This window comes from Marinomonas gallaica (assembly GCF_049821165.1).
In the GTDB taxonomy this organism is placed as follows: domain Bacteria; phylum Pseudomonadota; class Gammaproteobacteria; order Pseudomonadales; family Marinomonadaceae; genus Marinomonas; species Marinomonas gallaica.
Map to the genome: position 1 here is coordinate 3,095,816 of NZ_CP187511.1, position 15,335 is coordinate 3,111,150.

General features: G+C 46.2%; 11 protein-coding genes. 4 read left to right on the forward strand and 7 right to left on the reverse strand.

The window, feature by feature from the left end:
• Positions 1 to 13 precede the first annotated feature (13 nt).
• Positions 14 to 532, reverse strand: a complete 519-nt coding sequence (locus tag ACPUEK_RS14595) for a hypothetical protein (protein ID WP_067220073.1) — start codon at positions 530 to 532, stop codon at positions 14 to 16.
• Between the two features lie 188 nt (positions 533 to 720).
• On the opposite strand from ACPUEK_RS14595, the gene ACPUEK_RS14600 reads away from it, so the two are divergent.
• The 4 genes from ACPUEK_RS14600 (at position 721) to ACPUEK_RS14615 (ending at position 2,701) form a co-directional block, all read left to right on the forward strand.
• Positions 721 to 1,068 (forward strand): hypothetical protein, encoded by a 348-nt coding sequence (locus ACPUEK_RS14600; RefSeq protein WP_067220071.1) that lies wholly within the window; start codon positions 721 to 723, stop codon positions 1,066 to 1,068.
• A 198-nt stretch (positions 1,069 to 1,266) separates the two neighbouring features.
• Positions 1,267 to 1,440 carry a DUF1328 domain-containing protein gene (locus tag ACPUEK_RS14605; RefSeq protein ID WP_067038801.1) on the forward strand — a complete coding sequence of 58 codons (174 nt, stop codon included), beginning with the start codon at positions 1,267 to 1,269 and terminating at the stop codon, positions 1,438 to 1,440.
• 155 nt (positions 1,441 to 1,595) lie between these two features.
• Positions 1,596 to 2,348, forward strand: coding sequence for a MipA/OmpV family protein (locus tag ACPUEK_RS14610; RefSeq protein ID WP_425641183.1), 753 nt, complete (start codon positions 1,596 to 1,598; stop codon positions 2,346 to 2,348).
• A gap of 86 nt (positions 2,349 to 2,434) precedes the next feature.
• Entirely contained in the window at positions 2,435 to 2,701 is a 267-nt protein-coding gene (locus ACPUEK_RS14615; protein WP_425641184.1) for a DUF5062 family protein, read from the forward strand.
• A gap of 115 nt (positions 2,702 to 2,816) precedes the next feature.
• Here ACPUEK_RS14615 and pbpC read toward each other — a convergent pair whose 3' ends face one another.
• The 6 genes from pbpC to ACPUEK_RS14645 all read right to left on the reverse strand — a co-directional run bounded on the left by pbpC (position 2,817) and on the right by ACPUEK_RS14645 (position 15,258).
• Positions 2,817 to 5,087: a penicillin-binding protein 1C gene (gene pbpC / locus ACPUEK_RS14620; RefSeq protein WP_425641185.1), complete on the reverse strand. Its 2,271-nt coding sequence runs from the start codon at positions 5,085 to 5,087 to the stop codon at positions 2,817 to 2,819.
• Positions 5,084 to 9,991, reverse strand: coding sequence for an alpha-2-macroglobulin family protein (locus tag ACPUEK_RS14625; RefSeq protein WP_425641186.1), 4,908 nt, complete (start codon positions 9,989 to 9,991; stop codon positions 5,084 to 5,086). The genes pbpC and ACPUEK_RS14625 overlap by 4 nt, the downstream gene beginning before the upstream one ends.
• A 115-nt stretch (positions 9,992 to 10,106) precedes the next feature.
• Entirely contained in the window at positions 10,107 to 10,916 is an 810-nt protein-coding gene (locus ACPUEK_RS14630; RefSeq protein WP_425641187.1) for an ArsA family ATPase, read from the reverse strand.
• A 77-nt stretch (positions 10,917 to 10,993) separates the two neighbouring features.
• Complete coding sequence (locus ACPUEK_RS14635) at positions 10,994 to 12,406, reverse strand: DEAD/DEAH box helicase (protein WP_425641188.1); 1,413 nt, start codon at positions 12,404 to 12,406, stop codon at positions 10,994 to 10,996.
• Between the two features lie 159 nt (positions 12,407 to 12,565).
• Positions 12,566 to 13,177: a peptide-methionine (S)-S-oxide reductase MsrA gene (gene msrA, locus ACPUEK_RS14640; RefSeq protein ID WP_425641189.1), complete on the reverse strand. Its 612-nt coding sequence runs from the start codon at positions 13,175 to 13,177 to the stop codon at positions 12,566 to 12,568.
• A gap of 44 nt (positions 13,178 to 13,221) precedes the next feature.
• Positions 13,222 to 15,258: an FAD-dependent oxidoreductase gene (locus tag ACPUEK_RS14645; protein ID WP_425641190.1), complete on the reverse strand. Its 2,037-nt coding sequence runs from the start codon at positions 15,256 to 15,258 to the stop codon at positions 13,222 to 13,224.
• Positions 15,259 to 15,335 lie beyond the last annotated feature (77 nt).

Consider the following 15,335-nt stretch of genomic DNA (forward strand, 5'->3'; position numbering starts at 1 on the left):
ACATTAGGCAACGCTAGGGATAGAGTCTCACTATCCCTGTTTTGCCTTCCATATCACCGACCATCCAAATTTTTTCAAACGGATGATTTTCTGGCACAGAGATATGGCCGATCAGACCTTTAATATCGGCCTTGGTCCATTGAGGGTGCGCGTTACGAATGACCAACCAAGTTCGGTCCGAGCTGTAGCGCTTACCCGCTTTATTCTCCAATATTCGATTCAGCGCTTTGAGCAAGCGTTCATCCACCTCTTGGTCAAGCGAATGAAGCTCACGCTTTGTTTGATCGGTTAAGTCTCGACCTAGAATGGCCATAGCTTCTGCTTCCGAACCATAAAGATGCGCGATTTCCAAATCAAGCTTTTCACCTTCAAGTACACATGACACATCTGGCCGCATAGGTTGATTATGCCAAATATGACGGATAGGCTTATGAGTGTTGGTTTCATACCAGCGCATAAACAACTTGGCTGCCTCGTGCTCCAACCTAATTTTCTCATGTTCACTACTATGACCTTGAGTGACTTCTAACATACTTACTCCTACCGAAGGTCAACACTGATCTCTTTATATCTATATTAGATGAGTTTAACGACTTCTCAACTTTCAAGGTATAAGCCCCCCTAGGAGACACATCATATATAATTAGTATTTACAGACCATTCCATAAAAACAACGATTTAGACACAGCGACAATTAAATTTTTTAACAGGGGCTAAAACATGCGTAAAACAGATAAAAAGATCGAAAATGACATTCGTAACAGTCTCACTGAAGTATGTGATGAGTTACTTGAACTAAAAATGGGCTTTGAATGGATTACTCATTTAGTTGATTTTAAACGTTTCCCCCAGAGCTTAAAAATAGTCTGTATCTTTACCGATGATGAAACAGAACAGGCCTTTTTGAGCAGTTCCCATTTTAATGGCCTTAAACACGATCTGCTCACTCGTTTTAAAGATATGGGCATATCGCTAAAGGACATTGATAAGCATCTTTTTCTTGATAATGAAGCGGCCTGTCTACGCACTCATGAGGGAAAATGGGGGGATCGACTCAGAGCGCAATAATTAATTTGCGCCATTTCATGACGGAAGTTTTATCTTCAAACACAACATTATGAACTCACAGTCAAATTGTACACTTTCTTTACAGTAATGTTTTTTTATCCCCATTCATAACATGTTTCTTGCGCTTAATTCTTTTTTAGCTGCTCTATTCTGAAAATGTTCTAGACAGAAACGCACACACTTACAGGAGAAAGGATTATGTTAGGCTGGTCGTTATTATTTTTAATTGTGGCATTGATTGCAGGCGCACTGGGTTTCACTTCTATTGCCGGTGCTAGTATCGGTATCGCTAAAATTTTATTCTTTGTGTTCTTGATCTTGATGATCGTATCTGCGGTACTGCATGTTGTAAGAGGCAAAAAGCCCTTGTAGAACCACTACTGTAGAAGTGCTAAATCGCACACTAAAAAGCCCATGATTTTTTCAAATCATGGGCTTTTTTAATTAACGCTTTATTTGTCACTTTTGATCAAGCACATTCACGTAGGATAGAGTGACTTATAAATTCAAATAGCAAGGCAATGGATATGACTTTACGCAAGCGCTTCGGACTATTATCTCTCACACCGGCGGTGTTGCTCACTTTCACTGCAAATGGCTACGCCACTGAATGGAATGCATCATTAGGCGCGACAGGGTTATGGCAGCAAAGCCATGTTGTCGGCGAAGACGATCGTAAGAAAATTTTACCTTACATTAATCTAGCATACGAAAAATTCAGCGTTAGTACAGGTGGTATAGGGTTTACCCAACCGCTCAATGAGCGCAATGAAATCAGTGCTTTAGTTACTCTGCGCCACTATCCGATCGATGTTGATGACAATAATGCATTGCGAAATTTTCGAGAGCGCGACAACGCGACAGAATTAACCCTGAAATGGTCAACGTCCTTATCATCTCTCAATATTGATTCCAGTTTTGCAACAGACATCAGTGACAAGCATCAAGGCTATGAAGCCAAAGTGAAATTGTCCAAACCCTTTAAAACCCAACTGGGTATGTTTATTCCTGCATTTGTGGTTGGCTATCAATCTGACAAACTTGTCGACTATTACTATGGCGTAAGCCAGCAAGAGTCTAGCAATGGATTTGCTGCCTACGAAGGTGATGATACGGTCATAAGCCGACTAGCATTAACGCATATCTTTCCGTTAGGCGATCATTGGCAAACCATCACCAATGTTGGCTACACTAATTTGGGCCGCGGCATTAAAGACAGCTCTATTGTAGAGCGCTCTGATATGTGGGGCGGGAGCTTAACAGTCGCTTATAAATTTTAATAGAATCAATGAATTGTCATGACATTGCTGTGTTGCATAAACGACTTTTGCTTTAGACTGCTAAGAACGCCATAACTGAGGTGCTTATGAAAAAACTGAAGAATGAAGCTCAACTCATTAAAAAAGCCATGCAAGTAGGCGAAACCTACGCACAGAATCGTGGTTACGCAGCTTTCTCTGCACAAACATCGGCTAATAAAAAAGTAGAATCGCTGTATCGTTTGCTGGTGCAAGATAAACTTGTGGTCGCTTTACCACCCGATAAAGAAGACCTACCAAGCATGAAACACAAGCTGGCTATTTGGATCGACAAAACGCTGCCAGAAGATCACCCTCTTAAAGCCACAGGTTAGATCACTTCACATTATACAAAGCAAAAAAATGGGCGATTAAAGGCCCATTTTTTATACGCCAAGATGAGTACATAGTTAACATCTGTAGTAAAGATCATCTATCACGACATAAGATTCAATGGCTTGCTTGAACATCGAAATACCGCGATTCTACTTGGCCTTTTCGATCTGCCACAACTAACTGATGCGATCCTAATGGCGGCACGAAGTGCCAGCTACGATCACTAATTGGTTGCAAAACACCATCTAAATACCAGAAAAACGGCCCCTCGCCGCCTGATACACTGAGCTTAAGAGACAACTTTCCATCTTGCGTAAATCGTTGACCTGACTCCACCCCCTGTAGACTAAGACCGGCTTGCAAAGGCGGCTCACCATTAAGTTGACAGCGAGGGTCTAGAGCTGGAATACGTGATTCACGCCGGAATCCAGCTGCTAACCATGGTTCAAGCGGTGCAGGCCAAACACTTGTGTTGAAGGTATAAGTACCAATACCACTTGGTAAATTACAGGTTACCGGGACACGCAACCCGAGATCTTGACTGAGCGTTAAATCGACAGAAGGCGACACAAATGCTTGCTCCTTTTGACGCGTACTGTACCAAGTAATCGGCATAGTATTGTCTAACACCCAAGCAGAACGATGTTCATCACATATATCGCTAGCAAACCCCTGAGGCCAACAGATGTCTTTTTGCGTTACGGATATTGGTTTCGCCTCCAACATACCACTTGACCCACCAAGCAAACGCGTGACCTGACGTAATAAAGGCACGGCGGTTACACGACCATAATGCCCCGTTACGGGTAGATTGTCTGGCCGCCCAATCCAAACCCCGACCGTATATTGACCTGTGACGGCGATTGCCCACGCATCACGATAGCCATAACTGGTACCTGTTTTAATGGCCATATTTTGATCACCCTTCATGACGTTACGTATAATCCAAGCGGCCCCCTCACTCAGCATAGTCTTGGTCTGAGATGGATCGGATACCTGATAGCGCAGTGATTGACGTTTACCTTGATTACCAAATGCTGTGTAGGCGCTGACTATGTCCTCTAGTCGCATACCAACGCCACCCAACGCGATTGATAAATTGGGGCGCGCGCCATCTGGTAAAAACATGGGTAAATCTGCTTCACTAAAGGCTAAATATAAACGTGCTGCCCCTAACTGCTCTAACACCTGAACAGCGGGCATATTAAGACTGCTTCGTAATGCGTCACTGACTGCGACGGGACCACGAAAACCGCCGTTAAAATTTTCCGGGCGGTAGTCGCCAAAGCTCAACGGTACATCCATTAATAAAGATTCACTGTGAATCAGGCCATCATCCAATGCTAAACCATAGATAAAGGGTTTCAGGGTGGAACCTGGAGAGCGTATCGCTTGGTTCATATCAACAAATCCAAATCGCTCGGTGGACGAAAAGCCCGCTGATCCAACATAGGCTTTCACTTTACCCGTGGTGTTTTCCACGACCAGTGTCGCCGCTGATACGTGGCGGCCTATGCCGCTCACATGGCGTTTAACTAACCCTTCGACAGCACGCTGCCAACGCGGATTAATATAGGTTTCAATTTTGTTTGAGTGGCTCAAATTCGCTAGCCTGCGTGCTAGCAAAGGCGCATGCATAGCGTGTTCTAACGGTAATACCGAAACCCTTTCTATGACCGCATCGTCAAATCTTGCAGCATTCCAAACCCCTTGCTCAACCAAACGCTGCATCAGTTTATTGCGGGCTTGCAGTGCTCGTTCAGGGTGTCGATCGGGGCGGTAAAAAGAAGGCGCTTGAGGCAAAATCGCCAGCAGTGCGGCTTGAGCGTCCGTTAACGACTCAGCGCCATAGCCAAAATAGTTCATTGAAGCGGTTTGTACGCCTTCTAATGTGCCACCGAAAGGCGCGTGATTCACGTAATAGTTGAGAATGTCGGACTTGCTGTAGTGCGCCTCTAGTTGCAAAGCACGCAAGATCTGCATCAGCTTTGCAGATATAGATCGCTTAGCGTATTGAGGGTAACGTATTCGCGCCACTTGCATCGTCAGCGTCGAGCCGCCGGATACGATTTCACCGTTGCGCAACCATTGCCAACCTGCTCGCATGAGCGCTATTGGATTAACGCCGGGGTGCTGGAAGAAATACTGATCTTCGTAACCCACAAGCGCTTCGATATAGTTGCTCGACACGGCATTTAGCGACACAGGGTAACGCCAAACGCCTTGTCGATCTGCGAATGCACGCAACACCGAGCCGTCTTCAGCTAACACCACTCTACTTTGGTCACGGGAAGCCAAATCCACTGGCCAAAAGTAATCGAGACACAAAATCAGGCTCAGTAGGAAAATCACACCACCGAGCCCATATTGCAACAGCCTGGTCACGGTAAAGAAGGTACCACTGTTAAGATCGGTTGTGCTGCACTGCTGCCTTGCAGCGCAGGTCGGTACATATCTTCTGCGATCGCGTTAGGTACTTGGTATTGCCCTGGCGTGACAGCTCGTAATAGATAGAAGAGTTTCACAGGCTTGCCTTTCTCAAGTCGCAAGGCCGCAACGTATCGATCATCCTGATAAGAATCGTATTGCACTGGCGCACCGTACTCGAAATAGCGGTCTAGATTCACACTGCCAATCTGCAAGTCACCCAGCTGGACATTTGCGTTGTCTAAATTCTGATTTTCTGGCTCTAATCCAGCAGGTAGAAGATCTACGTACAGAGCATCATTTATGGACTCTTCAGTGGCCTCAAGTATCGCGGCGGCAATCACAAGCTGCCCACTTTTTACTTGATCTAGATTTAGCATCTTGCCGTCTAAATTATAGTAATCACGAGTCACATGAATACCATGAGTAGACTGTTCAGGAGCCGATACAGGCGCACCTTGATACACAGCACTGACAAAAAGACGCTGATCGCCAGCTTTGACCGCTTTGAGTTGCCTCATATTTGTTTCATTGAGGCGATAACGTGCAGCGCGTTCTGTGGTAACCGCTTCCTCCTTGGCATCCGTAAGCCATGTGAATTGGTACTCATCAGCATCGGTCCATTGACTCGCAAGACGCAGTAATGCAATACGGTCCTGTGTACTCAACCAACGACGCAGCTTTAGTGCCTCAAACAGCATTTGGTAGCGGCTACTTTCGTTACGCCCCATTTCCTCTGCCAAAATCAGCTTCAAGGTAAGATCGCGCAAGCTTGAACCGTAATCGCCATAATAACGTTGACTAGAGCGCTCATACTGCCAAGCTTTAGCGTAGCTTTCGTCAGCTCGATCATGATCTTTCAATCGATCAAACGCCGCAGCCAAATGCATCCAAGCCAATCCAGACTCGGACATTGCTTGATCTGAAACCTGATCCAGCAAACGACGCACGTCACTCAAACTGGCACTGTTGGCTTTTGCCAACACATAAGCCGAATATGCACGATAACCAAACTCACTGTAACTTGGAGAATCACTCCAAGCGATGGTCTCTCCTTCTTGTTTTAAATAGGTGGTTAGCCGAGACAATGCGCGTTTCAATACGCCTTGATCCACCTCGAAGCCAGCTTTACGAGCATCAACCATCAACTCTGTTGCATAGACTGTTCCCCAGCGACTTTCTTCTGAGTTACGCTGCCAATAGCCGAAACTGCCATTTTCCTGCTGCTTTTTATAAAGTCGAACAAGCCCCTGCTCAAGTTGCTCAGCACGAAGTTCATTGGAAAACGCTTGATCCAATTGGCGGTTAACATCGCCTTGCAATTGATAGTAATCGACCACCGCTTGGTCCATTAACAGCCATGGATACGTGCTGCTGGTCGTTTGTTCAAGGCAACCATAAGGGTACTGCAATAAATATTGTACATAGGCACTGACATTCAAAGCAGGACGATTGGACAAGGTCAAAAAGCCCGTCACGGTCTGTGATTGTAAATCCCCAAGATTAAAGTCCGGCTGCCAGCTTTGTCCCGCTGAAATCTCAGTGTAGTGGCTTCGGGTCGGCCAGCTATACGGGCTGCGAACGCCCAGTTTCCAATCGCGTGACACAGCAATACTATTGCCATTGCTGACCGTTAAATGGACACTGGCTTGACCTTGCTGTTGTCCGCCTTTAACTGGAAGCGTTAAGACTTTCTTTTCTCGATCGGAAAGGTCAATCGTCTGTGTTAATGCGTCTGCCATAAGAGGTCCTTCGACCCAAGCTTTCACCTCAAACGTTTGCTCAGTACCCGACATATTACGCACATCAAACGTTAACTGAGAGGTGTCATCCATCGCTAAGAAACGTGGCATAGAGACTTGTGTGACCACTTTATCCGCCACAATGGTTTGCTGCGTGGCATTACCGTAACTGCGATCGCCATACACAACCACCATCCACTCTAATCGTCCATTGAAGTTGGGAAGATCGAAGCGTATTTCTGCTTTGCCTTTTTCGATGGCAACAGGATGGCTAAAGTAAGACACAATTTGCACATCACTTTTCGGTTTTTCGCCACCACGTGTTAAGTCATCTTCGGCCGCCGCTCTCTCAAACATATCCCCACCAAAACGCTGACGCACGGTGTCATAGCCAAGGTTATTGATGATGTCGTCATAGGTGTCGAATATATCCGTTTCATAACGGCGTTGACCATAAAAGTAACGCTGAGGATTCGGTGGTTTAAAGCCAGTGATATTGAGAACACCACGATCGACTAACGCGACCGTAGCGTACAGCTTTTGATCCCCTAGCTGATCGATATTAGTCACCTCAATCTGCGCAGTGATCGCTTTGTTTGGCTCCGTACGTTGAGGCACATTAAGTGCTATTTCTGCGATAGAGTCGTGACGTAATATCGGTAAATGCAGCACACCCAACGCTCTCTCTGGTGCCAATTCCGTGACTTGATCAGCCGCATTAAGTGCCAACAAGGTTACGTATACATCATGACGATTCCAATCCTCATCGATGTCGAGCGATAAGGTATTTTCACCTTTTGCCAAGCTCACCATCTGGGTATGCAATACACCATCGGCAGATTCAACTGTCAGTCGAGCGTTCCCACCTATAGGCGACTCCACTAGTAGATTGGCTGTTTCGCCCGGTGCGTAATGGTCTTGATCGAGCCCCATATCAATCTGTGTAGGCTTCATGCGATTAGAACGATTACCGCCGTACCACCAGCTGCCAGTCGTTCTAAAATAATACCGAGCGACCGCACCAGATTTAGACTGGGCCTCTAAGTAGTATCGTCCCCAATCAAGTTGATAATTTTGCTCAATGCCTGATTTCTCAGCCGCCACATTACGTAAATCAACCAGCGTTGATTCATCACTGTATTCGCGATACCAGCCACGACTGGCATCGTACTCCCAGTGATAATTCCAACCATAACGATAGAGCTTCAATTGCAGATCATCTGTCACCGGCTGACCATCGGGGCTGACACTGCGCAATAAGAAGGTGACTTCCTGATCTTCATCGGCGGGCAAGGATGAAAGTGCCTTAATGCCGGGTAATTTATCACGGCCCGTCATACGAACAACCTTTTGGTGGCGAGTGATAGGCCGACCACCACTTTCATAAACACTTGCCGAGACCGTTAAATCAAGAGGAACTGAAGCCCCTTGCCAGTGATCAGGAATGTCTAGTAACCCCGCCCCTTTTTCATCCAAAGTACTACGAGGGATGGTCATGCGGCGTTGCTTCGGCTCGTACCTTTCATCACCAAATACGGTATCTGGATACTCTTCAAATACCATCTGAGTTGCTTTCGCCGTGATGATCGCGTCGACTTGGTTACCCGACGCAGGCGCGCCATATAAATAATCGGCTTGAATAGGAACGGTCAAAGCATCAGGCTGCACACGTCGCTGCACCGAGCGATCGCCATCATAAAATTGCAATGCCAGCATTTCTGGCATGAAATCTTCTACTTTGAAGCGATAAGATTGATGAAGCTGCAGTCCTTCAGAGCTCACTTGTAAGGTCCAAGTGCCCATGGCCGCATTCTCTGACAACTGATGTTCGAATTCGATGAGACCGGTATCATCTACTTGGCGCATTTGACGAAGGACTTCTTGCCCTTGCGCATCGAGCAGTACCAATTGCAATGCTTGGGCTCGCATCTTTTGACCATCGTAATCGCGAAGTAACGCATTCACATTAAGCGTTTCGCCTGGTCGATAAAGATCTCTCGGGCCGTATAAAAAAGCTTGGGCACTTTGATGTCGTAGGTTGCTGTTATTAAATTCGGAAAGGTCTAAGCCGTTGTATTCTAAGTTTAAGAAAGCAACTTCATCGCCCTGAGTTGCAATAACGTATTCGGGGGTTTTATCAAACACATGTTGGTAAACCCCAGACGGATCTGTTCGTCCCAACTCTGAGGCGCGTTTTTTATCTCGATAAATAAACTCTAACTCTATGTTAGCGCGTGGTGAAGCCGTTTTGATTGAGTGCGTAAAGGCTATTAACTGCTGATCCAAACGACGTACCTGCAGCCCAATATCTGTCAAGGCAAAAAACGTGGTGGCATAGGAATAGTCAAACTGACGAGGATCTTTAGCGACTGCGACAAAAATACCTTGGTCATACTTGTTTACCACTGAGGAGATATCTAGATTGACTGTGCGTCGCTGATTGACATGCGCTTCGACCGGAAAGAATGCGGTGTGTACTAATTCAGACGATTGGCGCAAGGTATCCAAATTATAATAATCTACGTTGCCCTCAAAACCTTGCGAGTTATATAGCTGGTTTAAAAAAGCGCGCTGATCCGTGACTCGAAATACTTGTAGCTGGACTTCAGGCACATTTATGACAGAAACAGGTAAACCGCCAGCTAAGTCAGCATTAATAAAATTACCCTGACCAGAGAAATTAACCGACGCTTCATAGGCTTTTGTTGTCAGCGTGCGCGTCAAAGGAAAGTCGGGCTCAGATTTTTCCTCTGCATTAGGCTCATAGAGACTTAAACGAGCTCCAGATTGGGCTTGCAAACGTTTCGACACATTGACTTCGTAGGTAGTACTGGCGTCTACAAAAGGCAACACCCACGTTTTTCCATCCTCTGTAATCCAACGGCTGCCTTGTTCAGGTTCAGGCGTTAGAGACACGTAAGACGATAAGTGGGTATTGGATCTAATGGCTTGAGTAAACGTCAACTGTAAAGCGGGAGCTTGATCGTAACTGACTTCTGAAAAGCCCGTTAGATAGTAAGGCGTCGCTGCGCTAGCCTCATCGAGGTTAAAACAAAGTAGTAATAAACCAAATAATACAGCACGCAATCCTTGCGCGCTCCCTGCTTGTTTAGTCTGCATAATCATTCCCTAGCTTCTAGTAAAGAGTCTACTGAATGCTAAGCTCATTCTTTTAAGAAAGCGATTACACCGTCTAATTTTTTACGTAAACTTTGCACCCAATGATGGATTCACATTACAGACCGATAGTCTCCAACAGTACAGCCGTTTTCTGTAACGGACCAATACCATGAATATCCGTTTCCATAAGTGGTAAATGGTAGTGCGTGCAATGGGTAAACCGTTGCTCGATCATGTTTAAGTAACTTTGCTCAATTAAACGTCGCTGTGCCAAAAAGTCACCAACGTCTTCAGCAGGTAACACACGGTTAACTACAACGCCAAACAAAGGTATGCCATTTTCTTTATACGTCTTAGAAATACGTTCAGAGGCGCAAGTAGCACGCTTATCTGGCGTAATCGCCAGTAATAAGGCCGTATTTTCTACGTCTTGAAAACGCTTTAGGCTACGCTGATAAAAAGAACCCTGTTCATCAAGCAACCCCGACTCATCTTGATTAGAAAAGCGGTTGAGCAAACGTAAAGCATAGTCACTGGGCGCCCAATCAAGAATAATCGTGTCGTAGTACTCTTCCGCGTCGTCTATCAGTCGACCAATTCGTTCCAGTACCGCAATTTCTATCAATTCAGGCGACCACTCAGAGAGCAGCTTTTGCTGAGCTATGCCGCCTTCAATATACGTTTTTACGGCCGCACTCGGGGCAATTTCCAAAGCATGAACGCCAGCACACACCGCAGCACCCGCTTCCCCTATTTGCCAATCAAAAGCATCACTTAAACTGTTTGCTGAATCGGCTGATATCACTAATACACGCTGTCCTCGACGGGACAATAACAAAGCCAGAGCTGCGGCAAGAGTGGTTTTCCCTACGCCATGGTGCCCACCGACTAAAATCAAACGCTTATCTGTAATAGATGACATCATGGCCTCAATTCATTTCTTAACTACAAGCTGCAACTCAACTGTACGAAGTCTTTGGCGCTGACCACACTTACTGAATATTAAGACGTCTTACTCGGAGCACGATTCTGAGAGCGGCTACGATTCGGAGTTCGCTTCGGTGCATCACCTGACTCAGTTTGCGGTTTTGGTCTGCGCGCGGCAGGTTTCGAAGTGTTCTGACCCTCAGCAGGCTTTCTGTCTTGCGGTTTACGCGAAGGCGCACGCTTTGCATCAGTCGATGGCGCTCGATTAGAGCCTTGCTCTAGCGATTGCGACTTCGGTTTCTTAGGCTTTTTCGGCTTACTTGGACGTGTGTCCAATTTTGATTCTGGTAATGGCTGAGACGGTTTGAATTTCGTTTCAACACTTCGCGGAATCAGCTCACCGATGACACGTTCAATAGCAAACAACTCTTTGGCATCTTCACCGGTCACAAATGATACAGCATGGCCTGTTTCACCGGCACGACCCGTACGACCAATACGATGCACATAATCTTCAGGCACTTTAGGCAAATCAAAATTCACAACATACGGCAGTTGATTAATATCAATACCACGCGCAGCAATGTCCGTTGCGACCAGCACTTTCACCTCACCTGACTTAAAGTCAGCCAATGCTTTAGTTCGTGCCCCTTGGCTTTTGTTACCATGAATCGCCGCCGCACCAATACCGGTACCATTTAACGCCGTCGCAATACGGTTTGCACCGTGTTTGGTTTTCGAGAAAACCAACACCTGACGCCAACCTTCTTGCTTAATCAAATGCGTCAGCAACTTCAGTTTATTGGCCTTATCGACTTCAAAGACTTGATGAGTAATGGACGTGGCTTTGGTATTCGCTGGGGATACAGAGACTTCAGCAGGATCATTCACCATACGCGCAGCCAATTCTTTAATCGGCGCTGAGAAGGTCGCTGAGAACAGCAAGGTCTGACGCTTAGGCGGTAATAACGCCATGATGCGTTTTAAATCATGAATAAAGCCCATATCCAACATGCGATCGGCTTCATCTAATACCAAAATCTCAATTTGATTCAGTTTCAGAGCATTTTGGTTATGCAGATCCAACAAACGCCCAGGTGTTGCAACCAATACGTCTACCCCCCCACGCAGTCGTTGCATTTGCGGGTTGATTTTCACACCGCCGTAAACCACAGCGCTTTTCAAAGGTAGATGTGAACTGTACAAAGCAACGTTATCGGCCACTTGCTGAGCCAACTCACGAGTTGGCGTTAACACCAATGCACGTACCTGATTGTTACGGGCGCTGGTACCTTTCAATAGGTTCTGCAACATCGGCAATGTAAAGCCCGCTGTTTTACCGGTACCGGTTTGCGCAGCCGCCATAAGATCTCGACCTGACAGCACCACTGGAATGGCTTGCTCCTGAATAGGGCTTGGAGTGCTGTACCCCTTTTCAGCTAAGGCTTTCAAAATACGGGGATCTAGGCCAAGTGACTCAAAATTCATAGATATTCTCAATTGATACAAAGGCGCGAAGCTTAACCTTTGTGGGCAAAATATGCGAAGGATTTTGAAAATGATTGGGCAGCGATAGGTCACTTGGCGACCAAAACAGTCACCCTTGTAGCAAGCCAATAAATGACTCGCTCGCAAGGGCTCAAAAACTTAATGGTATTGTTCGCTTGCCACGTCTCCCCAGAGCTCTTCGACACGGCTATCACGACCACAATTAAAGCGATAAAACTTATAACGTAGACTATTTTTTAAGTAATAGTCTTGATGATAGTCTTCTGCCAGATAAAAGGTTTTAGCGGGCATAATTTGCGTTACGATTTTGGCATCAAAGGGTTTATCCATAATCATTTGGTTAAGTGATGCTTCAAATTCGTCTTTTTGCACTTCAGACTGATAAAACAGCCCTGTGCGGTAGGGCTCACCCTTATCACAGAACTGACCTTTGGCATCCGTCGGATCGATGGTGCGCCAATAGTAATCCGTCAGTTCTCGCAAACTTATAATGTCATCGTCAAAGGTAATTCTGACCGCTTCATAGTGTCCGGTTTTTTTACCCGATACTTGCTGGTAAGTTGGGTTAGCAACATGGCCTCCGGTGTAACCAGATACCACATTGATCACCCCATCAATGGCTTCAAAATCTGATTCAACGCACCAGAAGCAACCTCCAGCAACAATCATTGTCTGCTCAGCAGCGGATACCGTGGGCGTTAATATAGCTGCGCCAACTATCATGGCACTGCTTAAAATTGTACGTTTCATGTTCTGTCCTCACATGCTTGCAAGCCTTGCAAGAACAGCGTTCACTACAAGCTTGCGGCTATTTTGGTTCCTTGAGCAATGGCTCGTTTGGCATCTAACTCTTTCGCCACATCGGCTCCGCCGATTAAAGTGTACGGCTTATCTAATCCTTCACATAAGCGACGATCTGAATCCTGACCCGCACACACAATAATTGTGTCAACGTCTAAACAAGTCTGTTCACCATCACGCGTTAACCAAAGGCCTTGATCATCTATATGAGAGTAATTGCAGCCAGAAAGCATCTTGACGCCATGCTTATTGAGCTGTGCTCGATGTATCCAGCCCGTCGTTTTGCCCAATTTTGCGCCCACTTTCGACGATTTTCGTTGCAACAAATAAATTGTACGCCGTGGCGATGCGCTTGGTTCATTTTGCGTACTATGGTCGTTAAGACCGCCGCGATGCTGCAAAGTTTGGTCAATTCCCCACTCTTCAGCAAATTCGGTGTCCGTCTGGACACGCTTATCTTCTCCTAAGAGGAATTCAGCGGTATCAAAGCCAATACCACCCGCGCCAATAATCGCAACCCGCTGGCCTACAACGACGCGCCCTTTCAGCACATCTAAATAGGAAACCACTTTCGAATGCTCGATACCCTTAATATCAGGTGTTCTAGGACGAATGCCCGAAGCAATCAAAACATGGTCAGCGTTCGATTCATTGAGTGATTGAACATTGGCGTTAGTATTTAGACGTAGCGTCACGCCCAAATCTTTCAGTTGATACGTAAAATATCTTAATGTCTCACTAAACTCAGACTTTCCGGGGATGGTCTTCGCCACATTAAACTGTCCGCCAATGCGATCATTGGCGTCGATCAAGGTCACTTTATGCCCACGTTTCGCAGCGGTGGTCGCTGCCGCAAGACCTGCTGGCCCTGCGCCAATCACGGTGATATACCGTGGCTCTTCTGCCGGCGTAATCAGTAATTCTGTTTCATGACAGGCTTGTGGGTTCACTAAACAACTGGCGATTTTGCCTTCGAATACATGATCTAAACAGGCTTGATTACAAGCAATGCAGGTATTGATCGATTCACTTTGCTGGTGCTGAGCTTTATGGACAAAGTCGGGGTCTGCTAGAAACGGTCGTGCCATAGACACCATATCTGCTTGGCCTTGTGCCAGTACCTGCTCAGCAACCTCTGGCGTATTAATACGATTCGTTGCAACCACGGGGATAGAAAAAGCCTCTTTGAAATATTCTGTCACCCATGCAAAACCTGCTCTGGGCACACACGTCGCAATGGTTGGAATACGGGCTTCATGCCAACCAATGCCGGTATTAATAATACTGGCCCCCGCCTTCTCAACCGCTTGTCCAAGTGTCATCACCTCTTCTACGCTCGAGCCACCTTCGACTAAATCCAACATAGATAGCCGGAAAATAATAATGAAATCTGTCCCCACCGTTTGGCGAATACGCTCTACAATGGCCACAGGTAAGCGAATACGATTCACATATTCTCCTCCCCAATTGTCGTCACGCTGATTGGTTCGTTGACAAACAAATTGGTTAAGTAAGTACCCCTCGGAGGCCATTACCTCAACACCGTCATAGCCTGCTTGCTGAGCGAATACGGCCATATTTACAAAGTCATTAATTTGTTTTTCGATGGTTTCGTCGGTTAACTCATGGGGTGTAAATTGATTAATTGGCGCTTGGATAGCAGAAGGTGCCACTAAGTTTGGGTGGAACGCGTAGCGGCCCGTATGAAGAATCTGTAAGCAGATCTTACCGCCTTCTCGGTGAACCGCTTCAGTTACCTTTTGATGGACCTCTAATCGAGGTGGATGATAGGGAAATGGATAAGGAGAGCCTTCCGCATTGGGGCTATAGCCTCCTGTCACGATTAACCCCACCCCTCCACGAGCACGCGCGCTATAAAAAGCGGCTAACCGATCCCCATCTTGGTCAACCTCTTCTAGCCCCGTATGCATGGAGCCCATTAGGAAGCGATTTTTCAATGTGGTAAAACCAAGGTCTAACGGAGTAAAGCTGTGTGGATAGGCGTTGTTATTGTTATTTGGGTGTGACATGCATGACGCTCCAGTGTGATCCAATATCATCACTTCATCATGGCAAAACCTTGATTTGCTTCATATAACAAAAGAGC